Below are 19,578 nucleotides of genomic sequence, written 5' to 3'. Positions count from 1 at the left end.
CGGACTCGGCGGAGCCCGGAGCGGAGGGTGATGCGGGGCCCGAGGCCGAGTTCGAGGTCGGGTCCGAAGCGGGGTTCGAAGGGGTCGAAGACGTCATGGTCGTCGGATCCTCACCGTTCGTGGTCGTGGTCGTGGCCGCCGGACGCGGCGTCTTCGGAGTCGTAACCGCCATACGCGGCGCCTTCGTCGTACGCGGTCTGTTCGAGTTCGCTCAGGACCTGCTCCTCCACCAGCTCCGCCAGGGCGGCGACGGTGCGGGAGACCAGGACGTCGCGGGGGGTGAGCGTGACGGCGAACGCGTCGTTGGCTCGGGAGGCGATGAGCAGGGCGCGCAGCGAGTCGCCGCCGAGCAGGAAGTAGTCGTCCTCGGCGCCGACGGTCGTCTGGAGGGTCTCCTCCCAAATGGCCGCGACCGCTTCCTCCGTGGGGGTGCGGGGTGCCACGTGCTCGGGCCGTTCCCGTTGCCGCTCCTGCTCCTCGGCCGGTGCGGGGGCGGGCAGGGCGGCCCGGTCGGTCTTGCCGTTCTCGGTGAGCGGGAAGCGGTCGAGGACCACGAACGCGGACGGCACCATGTACCCGGGCAGTGAGCGCGCGGCCAGTTCCCGCAGTTCCGCCGGTGCCGGCGGCTCGGCGTCGGGGGCCGTGAGCAGGTGCGCGACCAGGCGCGGCAGGCCCGGTTCGTCCTCGCGTACGCTCACCACGGCGTCCAGCACGCCGGGGTGACGGACGAGGGTCGCCTCGACCTCGCCCGCCTCGATGCGGTGGCCGCGCAGCTTGAGCTGGTGGTCCGTGCGCCCCAGGTAGTGCAGTTCGCCCGCGCTGTCGCGGCGCACCAGGTCGCCGGTGCGGTACATGCGGGTGCCGGGCGGCCCGAACGGGTCGGCGGTGAAGCGGGACGCGGTCAGACCGGGCCGGCCGAGGTAACCCCGCGCCAACGCCGGTCCGCTCAGCCACAGTTCACCGGTGACCCCGTCGGGAACCGGCCGCAGGCGGGCATCGAGTACGTAGGCGCCGGTGGCGGGCAGCGGGCGGCCGATGGGCGGTGCGCTGCCGTCCGCCGCGAGCGGCGCCGACCAGGTGGCGACGACGGTGGCCTCGGTGGGGCCGTAGGAGTTGACCATGCGGTGGTGCGGCGCCCAGCGGGCGACGAGTTCGGGCCCGCACGCGTCGGCGCCGACGATCAGGGTCTTCAGTTCCGGCAGTGTGCCGGGGGTGTCGGGCGGCAGCGTGGCGAGCGCGGCCGGCGGGAGCAGGGTGTGCGTGATGCGCCCGGCCCGCAGTACGTCGGCGAGTTCGGCGCCGAGCAGCGGCCCCGGCCGGGGTACGACGAGCCGGGCGCCGTGCGGCAGGGACGCGCACAGTTCCAGTACGCAGGCGTCGAAGCTGGGCGTGGCGAAGGCAAGGACCCGGTCCCCCGGGGCGACTTGGTAGTGGGCGGCCTCGGCGGCGCTGAACGCGGCGAGCCCGCGGTGGGTGACGACGACGCCCTTGGGTGTGCCGGTGGAGCCGGAGGTGTAGATGACGTACGCCGGGTCGTCCAGGTCGAGCGGGCGGGTCCGGTCGGCGTCGGTGGGCCGGTGTCCGGGAACCCCGTCCGGTGCGGCGGCGAGCAGGTCGGCGACCTCCTGGGCGTCGAGGGTGAGGGCGGGGGCGGCGTCGCGCAGCATCAGCGCGATGCGCTCCTTCGGATAGGCCGGGTCGACGGGCAGGAACGCGGCGCCCGCCTTCGTCACCGCGAGCTGTGCGAGCACCATGTCCGTGGAGCGGGGCAGCAGCAGCGCGACGAGGTCGCCGGGGCCGGTGCCCCGGGCGATGAGCCGGTGTGCCAGGCGGTTGGCCCGGTCATCGGCCTCCGTGAAGCTCAGCGGCGCGCCACCCGTACCGCCTGCGTCGAGCGCACCGCCCGCTTCGAGCGTTTCGAGCGCGGTCGCGGTAGGCCACCGGTCGACGGCGGCCTCGACGAGGGCGGGCAAGGTGGTGGCGGGCACCGGGCCGGACGCGGGCCGGGCCGGGCCGCGCAGCAACCGGTCGCGCTGCTCGGGCGGCAGGGCGTCGATGTCGTCCAGGCGGGCGGTGCCGTCCGAGGCGGCCAGGACGTCCAGGGTGTGCAGCAGCTGCCCGGCCAGCGACGCGGCGCTGGTCTCCTCGAAGTACCGCGGGTCGTAGCCGAGTTCGACGGTCAGCCGCTCGCCTGGCGAAATGACGACGGTGAGAGGGTAGTTGGTGGCCTCCCGGGCGTCCAGGTCCCGCAGGGCGAGTCCCTGGGCGCCCGCGGTCGCGTCGCCGACGGGATAGTTCTCGAAGACCACCAGGCTGTCGAACAGGGCTGCACCGGGCGGCAGTTCGCCGAGCGCTTGCAGCTCGGTGAGGGGCAGGTGGTCGTGGCGGCGGTCCTCGGCGCGGGCCTCCTGGAAGGCGCGCAGCCAGGCACCGCAGCCGGCGCCGCCGTCGACCTCGGTGCGGGCGGGCAGGGTGGTGATGAACAGGCCGGTGATGGTGTCGGCGCCGGGCAGGTCGGCGGGCCGACCGGAGACGGTGGTGCCGAAGCAGACCTCCTGCTCCCCGCTCCACCGCGCGAGGAGCAGCGCCCAGGCGCCCTGCACGAGGGTGTTGAGGGTGAGGCGGTGGCGGCGGGCGAACTCCTGGAGCCTGCCGGTCCGCCGGGCGTCGAGCCGCTGGGACAGCCAGGTGCCGGAGCGGGCCGTGGCGTCCGGGGCGGGCCGCCGGTCGTACGGCAGCGGGGTCGGGCCGCGCAGGCCGGCCAGGGCGGTGCGCCAGTGCTCCTGCGCCTGGCGGGTCTCGCGGGCGGCGAGCCAGGCGGCGTAGTCCGCGAACGGCCTGCGTTCGGGCAGGTGGGGCCGCTCGCCACGGGTGAGGGCGGCGTGCGCGGCCGTGACGTCGGACAGGACGTGGAAGACGCTCCAGCCGTCCAGCAGGACGTGGTGGAAGGTCCACACGACGCGGACCGCGTCCGGGCCGAGCCTGACCAGGGCGAGCCGCAGCAGCGGGGCGCGGTCCAGGGCGAGGCCCCGGGCCCGCTCGTCGGCGAGCAGCCGTTCCAGCTCCGCGTCGCGCCGGTCCGCCGGGACCGCACTCCAGTCGTGCTCCGTGACCGGCAGCGTCACGTCCCGGTGGACCACCTGGAGCGGCACGGGTACGCCGCGCAGCGCGACGGAGGTGCGCAGCACGGGGGTGCGGTCGACGACGTGCTGCCAGGCGGCGGCCAGGGTCCGCACGTCGTGGGCGCCGTCGGCCACGAACGTGATCTGCTCGACGTACAGGCCGTGTTCCGCCTCGTCCAGGCCGTGCATCACCATGCCGGTCTGGGTGGGCGTGAGCGGATAGATGTCCACCACGTCCGCCACGCCCGCACCCTCGCCGACGAGCCGGTCGACGGCCGCCTGGTCCAGCGGGGCGAGCGGGAAGTCGGCGGGGGTGCGGCCACCGGCGCCGGGCTCGGCGCAGTGCCGGACGATGGCGCGCAGTTCGTCGGTCAGCTCGTCCGCCAGCCGGGCGACGGTCTCCCGGTGGTGCACGTGACGCGAGTACGACCAGGTGAACTCCAGTCGCTCCTCCGCGACTTGGCCGAGGACGTCGAGGAGGTGGGGCCGCTGTGCCGAGTGGTCCATGCCGCCGGACAGACCGCCGTAGGGCGCGTGCAGCAGGCCGCCCGGTGTGCCGGTACGGTCCTGGCGGCCCAGGTAGTTGAAGCAGACCGGCGGCAGGGCGGGCAGCTCGCGGCCGGCCGTGGGGTGCAGGAAGCGCAGCGCACCGTAGCCGAGTCCGCCGTGCGGCACGGCCCGCAGGTTCTCCTTGACGGCCTTCAGGACGGTGCCGGTGTCCGCGTCGCGCGGCGCGTCCAGGGCGACGGGGTACATGGTGGTGAACCACCCGGCGGTCCGGGAGAGGTCGGTGTCCTCGAACAGTTCCTCGCGGCCGTGTCCCTCCAGGGTCACCGCCACCCGGTCCTGTCCGGTCCAGCGGGCGAGGACCCGGCCGAGCGCGGACAGCAGGACGTCGTTGACACGGGTGCGGTACGCGTCCGGCACGTCCTGGAGCAGTCGGCGGGTCTCCTCTGCGTCGAGTCCCGCGGTCACGCTCTCCTCGTCGGCGACGGTGTTCGCGCCGCCGGGCTGGTCTACGGGGAGTGTGGCGGCGCCGTCGTCGAGGCCGCGCCAGTGGGCGAGTTCACCGTCGAACCCGCCCGCCTCGGTGTGCTCGGCGAGCCGCCGCGCCCACGTCCGGAACGACGTGCTCTTCGGGACGAACGCCGGCCGCCCGCCGCCCCGCAGCGCGTCGTAGGCAGCGTCCAGGTCCTCCAGGACAAGACGCCAGGACACGGCGTCCACGACCAGATGGTGGGCGGCGAGCAGCAGCACCGGCCGCCCGCCGTCGCCCGGCCGGCACAGCGCGGCCCGCAGCAGCGGCCCGCCTGCCAGGTCGAAACCGGCGCCCAGGGCGGCGGCCACCTCGTCCGGGGCCGTACGGTCGTGCACATCCAGGTGGACGTCGTGGACGCCGCCGGGCGGGGTGCCGTACTGCCGCCACCGTCCGTCGCCGAGCGGTTCGAAGCGCATCCGCAGGGCGTCGTGGTGTTCCAGTACGGCGGACAGGGCGGCGCGCAGCAGTGCCTCGTCGGGGTCGGCGGCCAGCTCGTAGGAGACCGTCTGACTGAAGTGGGCGGGGTCGCCCGTGAGGGTGTCCAGGAGCCAGTGCTGTACGGGAGTGAGCGGGGCGTCACCGGCCACCGGGCCCTGCTCGGCGGCTGTGACGGTGTCGGGCACCGGCTCGGCCACGGCGGCGAGTTCGGCGAGCGTCTGGTGGGTGAACAGGTGCCGGGGGGTCAGGGCGAGTCCGGCGCGGCGGGCGGCGGAGACGATCTGGATGCCGAGGACGGAGTCGCCGCCGAGCGTGAAGTAGTTGTCGTCCGCGCCGACTTCGGGTACGCCGAGCACCTCGCGCCAGATGGCGGCGAGGGTCTGCTCGGCCTCGGTACGCGGTGGCCGCCCACCCGTGCCTGCGCCCGGCGCCGCCCACTCGGGTACGGGCAACGCACGTCGGTCGAGCTTCCCGGTGGCCCCGAGCGGCAGCCGCTCCAGCGGGACGATGAGGGCGGGCAGCAGGTGGTCGGGGAGGCTGCGGGCGAGGAAGGCGCGGAGTTCACCGGTGTCGGGCAACACCCCCGCACGGGGCACCACGTAACCGATCAAGCGCCGGTGCCCGCCGTGTTCGACGACGCGGGCCGCTGCCGCCGCCACGGCCGGGTGGCGGGTCAACGCCGCTTCCACCTCGCCCAGTTCGATGCGGAAGCCCCGCACCTTCACCTGGTCATCGCCGCGGCCGAGATAGACGAGGTCGCCGTCCGCCGTCCAGCGGACCAGGTCGCCGGTGCGGTACATGCGGCTGCCGGGCGGGCCGAACGGGTCGGGGAGGAACCGGGCGGCGGTCAGGCCGGGGCGGCGCAGGTAGCCGCGGGCGACGCCGGTTCCGGCGAGGAACAGTTCGCCGGGCGCGCCCGCCGGCACCGGGCGCATCCGCTCGTCCAGGACGTACGCGCGGGCGCCGCCGAGCGGTCGGCCGATCGGCGGGTCGCGGTCGGGGTCGGCGGGGTCGCAGGTGAAGGCGGTGGCGTAGACGGTGGCCTCGGTGGGGCCGTAGATGTTGTGCACCTGGCACGCCTGGCTGCCGGCCACGGCCTCGCGGACCCGGCCGACGGTGCGGGCGGGCAGCCCCTCCCCCGCGAGGACGACCGTGTCCGCGGTGACGTGGACGGCGTCCTCGGCGAGCAGCCGGTCCAGAGCCGAGGGCACCGCGCTGAGCAGTCCGGCCCGCCAGGGGCCGGGGCGTTCGGCGAGGGCCAGCAGGTCGCGCACGATCTCCACGCAGCCCCCGGCAAGCAGCGGCGCGAAGATCTCGAACACCGATACGTCGAAGTTGAGCGAGGTGGACGCCACCACGTGCTCAAGGCCGCGCCCGGTGAACTCGGCCGCCGCCCAGTCGGTCAGGGCACGCACGGAGGCATGGCTGACGACGACCCCCTTGGGACGGCCGGTCGAGCCGGAGGTGTGGATGACGTAGGCCGGGTGTGCCGGGAGCAGAGCGGCTTGGCGTTCGGCGTCGCCGATGGGGGTGTCCGGCAGGTCGGTGCCGGGCTCCGAGTCGAGGAGGATCCGGGTGTACGGGCCTTCCGGCAGCCGCCCCGCGGTCTCCGCGGCCGTGATCACGGCGTCCGGGCGTACGTCCTCGAAGAGGAACGCGACGCGCCCGGCGGGGTACTGCGGATCGACCGGCAGGTACGCCGCGCCGCTCTTCAGCACCGCGAGGAGCGCCACGACCAGGTCGGCGGTGCGGGGCAGGCAGAGGGCGACGAAGCGCTCGGGTCCGGCGCCGGCGGCGATGAGCAGCCGGGCCAGCCTGTTGGAACGGGCGTCGAGTTCGCGGTAGCTGAGGCAGGTGTCGGCGTGGCGGACGGCCGGGGCGTCGGGGGTGCGCTCGGCCTGCCGCCGGAACGCCTCCGGCAGGGTGTCGTGCGGCGCCTCGGCCACCCGCCCGCCGAACCGGGTCACCAGGTCGCGTCCCTCGGCCGGGCCGAGGAGGGCCAGGTCGGCCAGGCGGCGGTCCGACGCGTCGGCCATTCCGGTCAGCAGGGCGCGCAGGCTCTCGCCGAGCGCCTCCACCGTGGTGGCGTCGAAGGCGGCCGGGTCGTAGTCCAGGTTCACGGCCAGCGACTCGCCGGGCGCGACGACCACGCTGAGCGGGTAGTTCGTCGGTTCCAGGTCTCGCTCCGGCTCCATGGCCAGACCGTGCCGGGCCATCGCGCCCTCGTCGAAGGGGTAGTTCTCGAAGACCACGATGGAGTCGAACAGACTGGTGCCGCCGGGCACGTCGCTCCACGACTGCACCTGCGCCAGCGAGACGAAGTCGTGGCGGCGGGCCTCCGCCTGGGCCTCCTGGAGTTCGCGCAGCCAGTCGAGGAGCGCGCGCCGCCCGTCGACGCGGGCCCGGGTCGGCAGGGTGTTGATGAACAGGCCCACCATCGAGGTGACGCCGGGCATGTCGGCGGGTCGGCCGGAGACGGTCGTACCGAACACGACATCATCGCCGCCGCCGTAGCGGGACAGCAGCAGCGCCCACGCGCCCTGGACGACCGTGTTGAGGGTGAGTCCGGCCTGTTGGGCGCTCTCCCGCAGCCGTGCCGAGACGTCCGCGCCGAGTGCCATCCGCACGGTTCCGGAGGAGGAGGCGCGGTGGGCCTCGGCGGGCCGCCGGTCGCGGGGCAGTTCGGTGGGCGCCTGGAAGCCCGCGAGGGTGGTGCGCCAGTACCGTTCGGCGCGGTCGGTGTCCTGCACGGACAGCCAGCGCAGGTAGTCGGCGAAGGGCCGCCGCTCGGGCAGTTGCGGGCGGTGCCCCGCGGTCAGGGCGGCGTACCGCTCGCACACCTCCTCGAAGACCTGGGCGGCGCTCCAGCCGTCGAGCAGGACGTGGTGGAAGGTCCACACCAGCCGTACGCGGTCCGCCGCAAGGCGGATCAGCGTCAGCCGCATCAGGGGCGCGGCGCCCAGATCGATGCCCGCCTCCCGGTCCTCGGCGAGCAGGCGCTCCAGCTCCCGCGCGCCGCGCTCGGCGGGCCATCCGGTCCAGTCGTGGTGGGCGACGGGCACGGTGGCCCGGTGCCGGACGACCTGGAGGGGTTCCGCGGTCTCCTGCCACACCAGGTGGGTGCGGAGCACCGGGTTGGCGTCGGCGGTGTGCTGCCACGCCTCCCCTAGGGCGTGCGGATCGGTGACGCCGGACAGCACGAACTGCACCTGGTTCACGTACGTACCGCTGTCGGCGTCGAGCAGGCTGTGGAAGAGCATGCCGGCCTGCATCGGTGTGAGCGGGTAGATGTCCGCGACGTCCCGGCCGTCCCCGGCGATCCGGTCCACGGCGGCCTGGTCGAGGCGGGCCAGCGGGAAGTCCGACGGGGTTCGGCCGCCCGCGTCCGGCAGGGCGCAGTGCGCGACGATGTCGCCGAGCGCCCGCAGCATTCCCTCGGCCAGCGCGGTGACGGTCTCCTCGCGGTGCCGTCCGGCGCTGTAGTACCAGGTGATCTCAAGCCGGTCGTCCTCGACGCGGGCCACGACGTCCAGCAGGTGCGGCCGTTCGGTGTCCGGTGCCTCGGCGCCGCCCAGGCCACCGGGTACCCCGGCGACGAGGGTGCCTGCGTCGGCGGACCAGTCGAAGCGGCCCAGGTAGTTGAAGCTGATGCCTGGTTCGGGCGCGCCGGTGAGTTTCTCGTCGCGTACGAGGTGGCGGAGCACGCCGTAGCCGATTCCGCGGTCGGGTACGGCCCGCAGCTGCTCCTTCACCGATTTCAGCGCGGTGCCCCAGGAGTCGGCCGGGACGGACAGGGCGAGGGGGAAGAGCGAGGTGAACCAGCCGACCGTGCGGGACAGGTCGACGTCCTCGAACAGCTGGTCCTCGCGGCCGTGCCCTTCCAGGCCGACGGCGACGGTGTCGCGTCCGGTCCAGTCGCTCAAGGCCCGGCCGAGCGCGGTGAGCAGCACGTCGTCGACGCGGGTGCGGTAGACGCCGGGGACGCGGCGCAGGAGGCCGTCGGTGCGTGCGCGGTCGAGGCGGACGGTGACCTCGCGTACGTCGGCCGTGGTGTTGCCGCCGTCGCGGTCCACGGGCAGCGGGTCGGCGCAGGCCCGGGCGGTGCGCTCCCAGTGGCCGAGCTGCCCGGCGAAGCGGTCGTCGTCGCGTAGCCGGGAGGCCCATTCCCGTACGGAGGTGGTGCGGGCGGGCAGCCGTACGGGTTCGCCTGCGGCGGCCTGCCGGTAGGCGGTCTCCAGGTCTTCGAGCAGGATCCGCCAGGAGACGCCGTCGACCACCAGGTGGTGGGCGACGAGCAGTAGCCGGGCGGGCCGGTCGCCGTCGGCGGTGAACAGCCGGGCCGTCAGCAACGGGCCGGTGTCGAGGCACAGTCCGGTGTGCGCGGCCGTGGTGGCGCGTTCCTCGTCCGCCGCGTCGTGGACCTGGAGCAGCTCGGGCACCGGGCCCTCGGCGGCGACGTCCTGCCGCCAGGCGCCCTCGTCGTCGAGGTGGAACCGGGCGCGCAGGGCGTCGTGGTGCGTCCAGAGGGCGGTGAGGGCGGCGCGCAGGGCGTCCTGGTCGACGGCGCCGGGCGTCTCGATGACGACGGCCTGGTTGAAGAAGGCGGGGTGCGCCGGCCGCGGGTCGAGGAACCAGCGCTGGATCGGCAGGAGTTCCGCCGCTCCGGTGACGGGTCCGGTGCCGGCGATGTCGGGCGCGGCACCGCCGGTGGCGGCGGCCAGTTCGGCCACGGTGGGGTGCCGGAAGAGGTCACGGGGGCTCAGCGCGAGTCCGGCGGCGCGGGCCCGGGAGACCACCTGGATGCTGAGGATGGAGTCGCCGCCCAGCATGAAGAAGTTGTCGTCCACGCCGACCCGTGCTACGCCGAGCAGTTCGGCCCAGATCCCGGTGAGGACGCGCTCGGCCTCGGTGCGCGGGGCGCGGTGGGCCTGTTCGCCGCCCGCCGCCCAGTCGGGTGCGGGCAGCCGCCGCCGGTCGACCTTGCCGTTGGCCGTCAGGGGCAGCTCGGGCACGGTGACGAACGCGGCGGGCAGCATGTAGTCGGGCAGTCCGGCCGCCAGGTGGGCACGCAACTCGGCGGCGGAGGGCAGCTCGGCTGCGCCGGCCGGCACGAGGTGTGCGGCGAGCCGCTTGCGTCCACTGTCCTCGTACAGGGATACGACGGCCTCGGCGACGGCCGGGTGGGCGGTGAGCCGGGCCTCGATCTCGGCGGGTTCGACGCGGAAGCCGCGGATCTTGATCTGGTCGTCCGCGCGGCCGACGAAGTGCAGTTCGCCGTCGGCGCTCCAGCGCACGATGTCGCCGGTGCGGTACATGCGGGTGCCGGGCGGGCCGTAGGGGTCGGCGAGGTAGCGGGCGGCGGTCGCGCCGGGCCGTCCCGCGTAGCCCCGGGCCAGGCCGGCGCCGGCGATGTACAGCTCGCCGGGGATGCCCGGCGGCTGCGGCTGGAGGGTGCCATCGAGCACGTACGCGCGGGTGTTGTCGAGCGGGCGTCCGATGGGCAGCACCGCGGGCAGCGGGTCGCCGGGGCGGAAGACGCGGCGGGTGGCGAAGGTGGTGGTCTCGGTGGGGCCGTAGCCGTCGACGACGGTCAGACCGGGGCAGGCGTCGAGGACCCGGCGCACCACCGCGCCGGGCACGGCCTCACCGCCCGTCCACACCTCGCGGGCACCGCGCAGGCAGCCGGGGTCCTCTTGGGCGAGCAGTCGGAACAGACCCGCGGTCAGCCACAGGCAGCTCACCCGCTGCTGCGTGATCGCGTGCCGGACCTGGGCGGCTTCCAGGTCGCCGGGCGGGGCGAGCACGGCCGTGCCGCCGCGCAGCAGCGGCACCCACACCTCGTAGGTGGAGGCGTCGAAGGCGTGCGGCGAGTGCACGAGGACCCGGTCGTGCCCGGCGAAGGCCCGGTCGAGGGCGAGCGCGGCGACGTCGCGTTGGCGTACGGCGACGCCCTTGGGGGTGCCGGTGGACCCCGAGGTGAACATCAGGTACTGGACGTTGTCGGGGTGCAGGGCCTGGCTGGGAGCGGGACTGGTGGAGCTGGTGGGACCGAGGAGGCTGGTGGGACCGGCGGGACCAGAGCCGCCCTCCGCACCATCAACACGCAGAACGCCCTCGCCCGGCAGCACCTCGCGCGCCGTCACCTCCCACGCGGCATCGGTCAGCAGCAGACCGGCCCCGGCCTCCGCCAGGGTCCCGCGCAGGCGCTCGGCCGGTGCCCTGCCGTCCAGTGGCACGTACACGCCGCCGGTGCGCACGAGCGCGAGCTGGGAGACGATCAGGTCGACGGAGCGGTCCATGAGGACGCCGACCGGGTGTTCCGGACGGACCCCGGCCTCAGCCAGCCGCGCCGCCAACCGGGCGGCGCGGGCGTCGAGTTCACGGTAGGTGAGGCGCTCGTCCCCCGCTTCCAGGGCCACGGCGTCGGGTGTGCGGCGCACCTGGGCGGCGAAGAGGTCGGCGACGGTGCTGTCGGGCAGGTCGGTGGTGGTGTCGTTCCACGTGCGCAGGACCTGTTCGCGGCGGTCCTGGCCGAGCAGCGGCAGCCGGGCGGGCGGGCGCCGCGAGCCGGTGGGCATGCCGGTGAGCAGGACGGTGAGGTACTCGGCCATGCGCCCGGCCGTGTCGGCGTCGAACAGCTCGGGGTCGTAGCCGAGGCGCAGGCCCAGCTCCGCTCCCGGGTAAGCGGTCAGGCTCAGCGGGTAGTTGGTGGTCTCGACGCCTTCCAGGCCGCTGAGGCGCAGTCCGTGGGTGGCGGCGAGGTCGTCGTCCACCGGGTAGTTCTCGAAGACGACGATGCTGTCGAAGAGGCCCACCCGCTCGGGGAGTCGGGTGAACGTCTTCATCCGGGTGAGCGGCAGATGGTCGAAGCGCCGGTCCTCGCTCTGGTCCTGCTGGAGCGCGCGCAGCCAGTCGAGCAGGGTGCCGTGGCCGGGGACGCCGACCCGGGTGGGCAGGGTGGTGATGAACAGGCCGGTCATGGCCTCCGCGCCGGGCAGCTCGGCCGGCCGGCCGGACACGGTGGTGCCGAACACCACCTCGTCGCGGCCCGCCTGCCGGGCGAGGAGCAGCGCCCAGGCTCCCTGGACCAGGGTGTTGAGCGTGAGGCCCGAGGTGCGGGCCAGCTCTTCCAGGGCCCGCGTGTCGGCGGCGGGCAGCGTGCCGTGGACCGCGTGCGTGGACTCGGCGCGGTGGGCCTCGCGCGGCTCGCGGTCGTACGGCAGCGGCGTGGCCTCGGTCAGGCCGGACAGCCGGTCCCGCCAGTGCCGTTCGGCCGCTTCCCGGTCACGCCGCCGCAGCCAGGACACGTACTCCCGGTAGGGCGGGCGGTGCGGGAGGGCGGCGGTGTCGGGTCCGGCGTGCTGGGCGAAGACGTCCGAGAGCACCTGGAACATGCTCCAGCCGTCGAGGAGCAGGTGGTGGAAGGACCACACGACGCGTACGGCGCTGTCGGAGACCCGGGCGAGCAGAAGGCGCTGGAGCGGAGCGCGCCCGAGGTCGATTCCGTCGGCGCGGTCCCGGACGAGCAGCTCGTCGAGGCGGGCGCGGCGCTCGTCCTCCGTCAGATCGCGCCAGTCCAGGTGGGTGACGGGCACGGCCGCGTGGCGCTGCACCACAAGGAGCGGTTCGGGTACGTCCTGCCAGACGACCCGGCCGCGCAGCACCTCGGTGCGGTCGGTGACGTGCTGCCAGGCCGCCGCGAGGGCCGCCGGGTCGGGCACGCCGTCCAGGGCGAACGTCAACTGCTGGACGTAGACGCCGCGGTCGTCCTGGGAGAGGCCGTGGAAGAGCATGCCCGCCTGGGTGGGCGTGAGCGGCAGGACGTCGGCCACCGCGGCCGGGTCCGCGCCGGTGATCCGGTCCACGGCGGCCTGGTCGAGCCGGGCCAGCGGGAAGTCGGACGGGGTGCGGCCCGCGGCGCCCGGCCGGGCGGCGTGCCGGGCCAGGTCGCTGAGCGCGTCATTGAAGCGCCCCGCGAGGTCCTCCACCGTGTCCTTCCGGCCGGACTCATCGGCGTAGAACCAGGTGAACTCCAGTTCCTCTCCGACGTGTTGGCCGACGACCTCCAGGGCGTGCGGGCGCTCGGCCGTCGGGTCGGCGTCCAGTTCCAGCGGGCGTACGGTGCCCCGGTAGAGGCTGTCGGGGGCCTCCGGAGTGTCCATGCGGCCCAGGTAGTTGAAGCTGATCTGCGCGGCCGCGGTGCGCGGCGCCGCCTCGGGCCCGGTGAGCCGGAGCAGCGCGTCATGGCCGAGGCCGTTGCGGGGTACGGCGCGCAACTGCTCCTTGACCTGTTTCAGTACGGTGTCCCAGCCCGCGCCCTCGGGGACGGCGAGCGCGACGGGGTGCCGGGTCGTGAACCAGCCGACCGTGCGGCTGATGTCCAGCTCGTCGAAGAGCTCCTCGCGGCCGTGTCCCTCGACGTCGACCACCACCCGCTCCTGGCCGCTCCAGTCGCACAGCGCCCGGCCGAGCGCGCCGAGCAGGACGTCGTTGGCCTGGGTGCGGTAGGTGTCGGGCAGGGTGCGCAGCAGGGCGGCGGTCGCCTCGGCGCCGAGGCGTACGGTGAGCGACCTCTGCTCGGCGTAGGTGCCGGGGCCGCCCGTCAGTCCGGCGGGCAGGGCGGACCCGGTGGCGGGGACCGCCTCGGCCCAGTACGCGCGCTCGTCGTCGAAGCCACCGGCCGCCGCGTAGGCGTCGAGTCGGCGGGCCCACTGCCGTAGCGGCGAGGACTTCGCGGGCAGTGCGGCGGCGCCGTCCTCGCCCGCGCGGCGGGCCCGGTAGGCGCGGTCCAGGTCTTCGAGCAGCAGCCGCCAGGAGACGCCGTCGACCACCAAGTGGTGCACGGCGAGGTGCAGTACGTGGTGCGCGCCCGCGCCGGGGTCGTGCAGCACGGCCCGCAGCAGCGGGCCCCGGGCGAGGTCGAACGGCCCGAAGTGCGGGGTGTCGGTGTCCGTCTGCGGACCGGTGTGGCGGGCCAGGCGGAGGCGGGGGGCGCTCTCGTCGATGTGCCAGCCCGCCGGCTCGCCGGCGGTGAAGCGGGAGCGCAGGGCGTCGTGGTGGGCGACCAGGTCGTTCAGCGCGTCCTCCAGCGCCTCCGGGTCCAGGTCGGCGGGCATCCGCAGGGACAGTGCCTGGGAGAAGTGACCGGCGCGTGCGCCGACGGCGTCGAACAGCCAGTGCTGGATGGGGGTCAGCGGGGCCGTGCCGGTGGGTGCCTCCAGTACGGGCGCGGCTTCGCGCGGTTCCGCCGCCGCGTCCGCGCAGTGCGCGAGGGCGGCCACGGTCTGGTGCTGGTAGAGGTCGCGTGAGGTGAGCGGCAGGCCCTCCTGCCGGGCGCGTGCCACCACCTGGATGCTGAGGATCGAGTCGCCGCCGAGTTCGAAGAAGTTGTCGTCGACGCCGATGCGTTCCTCCCGCAGTACCTCCGCGAGGATCCGGACGAGGGTGCGCTCGGTGGCCGTGCGGGGCGCGACGTGGCGTTTCGCGCGTACGGCGGGGCCCGGGCTGGGGAGGCGGCCGCGGTCGAGCTTGCCGTTGGGGTTGAGCGGCAGGGCGTCCAGTACGACGACGGTCGACGGGACCATGTAGTCGGGCAGCGTCCGGCCGAGCTCCCGGCGCACCGCCTCGGGTTCGGTGGGCTGCCCGGCGACCGGGACGACGTAGCCGACGAGGCGCCGGTTACCGTCGCCGTCACTGGCGGCGACGGCCGCCGCCTCGGCCACGCCCGCGCAGCCGCGCAGTGCCTCCTCCACCTCGCCCAGTTCGATGCGGAAGCCGCGCACCTTGACCTGCTGGTCCGTGCGGCCCACGTATTCGAGTCCGCCGTCGGGGCGTCGGCGCACCAGGTCGCCGGTGCGGTACATGCGCTCTCCCGGCGCGCCGAACGGGTCGGCGACGAACCGGGCGGCGGTCAGCCCGGGCCGGTTCAGGTAGCCGCGGGCCAGGCCGCCGCCCCCGAGGTACAGCTCACCGGGGACGCCGACGGGCTGCGGCCGCAGGAAGGTGTCCAGTACGTAGGTACGGGTGAGCGCCACCGGGTCGCCGATGGGCGGGGCCTGCTCCGGCAGTCGGTCACCGGCGAACCAGGCGGTGGCGTACACGGTGGCCTCGGTGGGGCCGTAGACGTTGGCGATCCGGCAGCCGGGCATGGCGGCCCGCACGTCCTGCGCGGTCTGCGCGGGCAGGGCCTCGCCGGCGAGGACGACGGTGTCGGCGGCCAGGGGTGCCGTGCCGCCCGCCACGAGCCGGGAGACGACGGACGGCACGCCGCTGAGCAGGGTGGCGCGCCGAGGTCCGGCGCCGTCGGCGAGGGCGGGCAGGTCGGCGACCACCTCGACGGTGCCGCCGGCCACCAGGGGGCAGATCAGTTCGAACACCGAGACGTCGAAGTTGAGGGAGGTGGAGGCGATCACATGGGCCAGACCCGCGGACCCGAACCGCTCCCCTGCCCACGCGGCGAGCGCGGCGACACTGCGGTGGCTGACCACCACGCCCTTGGGGCGGCCGGTGGAACCCGAGGTGTAGATGACGTACGCGGGATGGTCGGGCAGCAGCGGCCGGATCCGGTCGGCATCGGTGAGCGGGGAGTCGGTCAGGTCGGCATCGGTGAGCGGGGAGTCGGTCAGGTCGGCATCGGCCTGCGCGGCGTCGGCCAGGCCGGCATCGGCCGGCCCGGCACCGGCCAGCCCGGCATCGAACAAGCCGGCGTCAGCCAGCCCAGCATCAGCCAGCTCGGCGTCAGCCAGCTCGGCGTCAGCCAGCTCGGCGTCAGTCAGCCCCACATCAGCCAGCCCGGCATGGGACGAGCCACCGTCGGCCAGCCCAGCATCAGTCATCCCGGCGTCGGACAAGCCGGCGTCAGCCAACCCCGCGTCAGCCAGCTCGACGTCAGTCAGCCCTGCATCAGCCAGCCCCGCATCGTCCAGCCCGGCACGGGACGAGCCAGCGTCGGCCAGCCCGGCGTCAGTCACCCCGGCATCAGCCAACCCCACATCGGCCAACCCGGCATCGGACAAGCCCGCATCGGACACCCCGGCATCGGACAAGCCGGCGTCAGCCAATCGAGCCTCGGCCAGCCCCGCATCAGCCAACCCGGCACCGGCCAGCCGGGCGTCCGGCACGCCCGGCTCGCCCGGCCCAGCGCAGTCCTCCAGCAGCAGCGGCACGCACTCCGAGGGCAGCGTGGACGCGGTCTCCCGGGTGGCGAGGATGAGGGCGGGACGGGCGTCGTCGAGCATGAGGCGGACCCGCTCGGCGGGATAGGCCGGGTCGACCGGGAGGTAGCCGGCGCCCGAGGCGAGCACCGCCCACAGCACGGGGACGAGGTCGGCGGAGCGCGGCAGGCAGAGCGCGACCAGGGTCTCGGGCCCCGCGCCGCGCGCGACGAGCCGTCGGGCCAACCGGGACGCCCGTCGGGCGACTTCGGCGTAGTCGAGGCGGACCTGGCCGCAGACGACGGCGGTACGGTCCGGAGTCCTGGCCGCCTGGGCGTGCAACAGCGCGGGCAGTGTGCCGTACTCGTTGTCCCGCGCCGCGCGGGCCGGCGGATTCCAGCTCTCCACCAGCGTGCGCTGTTCGTCGGCCGCGAGCATGGGCAGTTCGGCCAGCGCGCGGCCCGGACCGTCCGCCATGCCCTCAAGGAGCCGGTGCAGGTGGGCGGTCATCCGGGCCACCGTCGCCGCGTCGAACAGATCCTTGTTGAACTCCGCGGTCAGCACGCAGCCGCCGTCCGCGTCCGGCGTGAACTCCAGCACCAGGTCGAAGCGGGCGGCGGGGCGCGGCAGCGGGTGGTCGGTGACGCGCAGCCCACCGGCGAGCGGCAGCACGGGAGGGGCGGTCTGCTGTACGACGAGCACCTGCACCAGCGGGGTGCGGCTGGGGTCGCGGGGCGGGGCCAGCTCCTCCACCACCCGGTCGAACGGAACCCTGTCGTGGGCGAAGGCGTCAAGGACCGTCGTCCGCATCGTCTCCACGAACCGGTCCACGGTCGCCCGTTCGTCCACCTCACCACGGAGCACCACGGTGTTGGCGAAGAAGCCCGGCACATCTTCCAGGTCCCGGCGGCCGCGGCCGTTGGTGACGGTGCCGAACGCGATGTCCCGCTGGCCCGAGTAGCGGGAGAACAGCAGCGCGGCGGCGCCGGCGAACAGTGTGAACGCCGTGGTGCCGCGGCCCGCGGCCAGTTGCCGCAGCCGGGACGTCAACTCCGCCGGCAGCACGTGCCGGTGGGTCGCGCCGACGGTAGTGCGCACGGCGGGACGCGGCCGGTCCGTGGGCAGCTCCAGGTGCGGAAGGTCCGCCAAGTGCCGCTTCCAGTAGGCCAGATCGGCGGCGTCCGCGTCCCCGGCCCGCTGCCGGCGCTCCCAGACCGCGAAGTCCGGGTACTGAACGGCGGGTCGCTTCAGTCCGTCCGGCTCACCGGTGGCCTCCGCGTGGTAGAGGGCGGCGAGCTCACGGGTGAGGATGCCGACCGACCAGCCGTCAGTGACGATGTGGTGCTGGGCCAGGAGCAGCAGGTGGTCCTCGGCGGCGAGCCGGACGAGCAGCGCCCGGGTGAGCGGACCTGCCGTCAGGTCGAACGGGCGGCCCAGCTCCGCCGTGAGCAGCTCCTCGGCGGCCTCGGCGCGGCGTGCGTCGGGTACGCCGGTGAGGTCGGCCGTCCGCAGGGGTACGTCCGGCTCCGGCGCGACACGCTGGACGCCCTGGCCGTCGACCGTGGGGAACGTGGTGCGCAGGGAGTCGTGCCGGCCCGCGAGACGGAGCAGGGAGCGGTGCAGCGCGTCCGGGTCCAGGGCGCCGCGCAGCCTGAGCGAGACGCCGGTGTTGTACTCGGTGCCGCCCTCGGTCAGGTCGTCCAGGTACCACAGCCGCCGCTGCGCGCTGGACAGCGGCAGTGCGCCCTCGCGGGGGGCCGGCGGGATCGGCTCCGGCGGCGCGGCGGCCGACGGGTCGGCGAGCAGGGGTGCGAGCGCGGCGACGGTCCGCGCGGTGAACACGTCCCGCACGGTCAGCCGGACGCCCAGGTCGTCCCGGACGCGGGCGAGGACACGGGCGGCGAGGATCGACTCGCCGCCCAGGTCGAAGAAGTCGTCGGTGACGCCGACCGTGTCAAGGCCCAGGACATCCGCCCAGATCGCGGCGAGGGCCCGCTCCTCGGCCGACCGCGGCGGCAGGTGGCCTGCCGACACCGACCGCTCCGGCGCGGGCAGGGCCCGCCGGTCGATCTTGTGCTGCGGGGTGAGCGGCATCCGGTCGAGGACCACGATGGCGGACGGCACCATGTGCCCGGGCAGCACGGCCCCGAGGGCGGCGCGCAGGGCGACCGGGTCGAGGGGGTGCGCGACGGGCTGGGGAGCGGGGCCGGCGGATGGACTCCGGGGTGCCGCGGTGACGTAGGCGACGAGGCGCTGGTGGCCCGGTACGTCCTCGCGTACGACGACCACGGCCTCGCCGACGGCGCCATCACCGGCCCGGCGCAACGCCGCCTCGATCTCGCCCGGCTCGATCCGGAAGCCGCGGATCTTCACCTGCCGGTCGAGGCGGCCGAGGAACTCCAGCTCTCCCTCGGCGGTCCACCGCACCCGGTCACCGGTGCGGTACAGACGCGCTCCCGGCGCACCGAAGGGATCGGCGACGAAGCGCGCCGCCGTGAGACCGGGGCGGCCCAGGTAGCCGCGGGCCACCGCGTCGCCGCCCACGAACAACTCGCCGTCGGCGCCGGGCGCCACGGGCCGCATCGCGGCGTCCAGGACGTACACCCGGGTGTGCGGCAGGGCGCCGCCGACCGTCGGCGTACCGCTGCCCGCGGTGAGTGGCCCGGTCCACGTGGCGACGATGGTGGTCTCGGTCGGGCCATAGGAGTTGATCATCCGGCGGCCGGGTGCCCAGCGGTCCACGAGATCGGCCGAGCACGCCTCGGCGCCCACGATCAGCGTGCGCAGGTGGCGGGCGGTGCCCCGCGCGGGGTCGGGCAGCGAGGTCAGCGCTGCGGGCGGGATGAGGGCGTGGGTGATGCGGTGCTCGTCCAGGACCGCGGCGAGTTCGTCGCCCAGCCAGGGCCCGTGCGGCGGTACGACGAGGGTGGCGCCGCACAGGACGGAGATGAACAGCTCCAGGACGGAGGCGTCGAAGCTCGGCGACGAGAACTGGAGCACCCGGTCGCCGGGGCCCACCGCGTACCGTTCGGCGGCGGCCGCGGTGAAGCCGCCGATGCCGCGGTGGGTCACCGTCACGCCCTTGGGGGTGCCGGTGGAACCGGAGGTGTAGATGACGTAGGCGGCGTGGTCGGCGTCGACGCCGGGGTCGACCGGGTGCCCCGTGTCATCTTCGGCGTCGTCCAGGAGTTCGGCCACCCGGCGCGGATCGTCCAGGGTGAGCGCGGGCGCCGCGTCGGCGAGCATCAGCGCACGGCGCTCGGCGGGGTAGGCGGGGTCCACGGGCAGGAAGGCGGCGCCCGCCCGGGCGACGGCCAGCTCCGCCGCGATCAGCTCCATGGAGCGCGGCAGGACGAGGGCCACCACCCGGTCAGGGCCTGCGCCCCTGCCTATCAGATGCGCGGCCAACCGGCGGGTACGGTCGGCCAGTTCACGGTACGTCCAGGTCCGCCGACCGTCGGTGAGGGCCGGTGCGTCCGGGGTCCGGGCCACCCAGGCGGTGAACAGCTCGCCGAGCGTCGGATACGCCGAAGCCTCCGCGTTCTCCGGTGCGTCGGCGTTGGGGCCGCCCTGCGGCAGGGAGGACGCCGGTGCGGGCTTGTCGTGCAGGTCCGTCATGGGTGAAGTCCTTCTGGAGAGCGGGGGATGCGGCGCGGGCCACGCGGACGATCCCGGCCTTACCTCGTGGGCGGTGCGCCGGATCGGACGTGACACACCGGGTGGGCGCGGCGGTGCGGCGGTGCGTATGGGTGACCTTGTGGGGAGTGGACGTGATCGGGGTACGGCGGGGTGGTGCGGTGACCGAGGGGCGGGTGCCGGTGACGGG

Annotated in this window: 1 protein-coding gene; it reads right to left on the bottom strand. The window is 74.8% G+C overall.

The genetic code is table 11. The annotated features are described in order from the left end of the window. Positions 1-110: 110 nt before the first annotated feature. Positions 111-19,370, bottom strand: coding sequence for a non-ribosomal peptide synthase/polyketide synthase (locus KKZ08_RS36290; RefSeq protein ID WP_223778478.1), 19,260 nt, complete (start codon positions 19,368-19,370; stop codon positions 111-113). Positions 19,371-19,578 lie beyond the last annotated feature (208 nt).

The organism is Streptomyces sp. 135 (assembly GCF_020026305.1).
GTDB lineage: Bacteria > Actinomycetota > Actinomycetes > Streptomycetales > Streptomycetaceae > Streptomyces.
This window is presented reverse-complemented; position numbering and strand designations above follow the sequence as displayed.

Excerpts from the sequence above, each read along its gene's own strand:
- KKZ08_RS36290 (WP_223778478.1), bottom strand. The coding sequence starts at position 19,370 with ATGACGGACCTGCACGACAAGCCCGCACCGGCGTCCTCCCTGCCGCAG.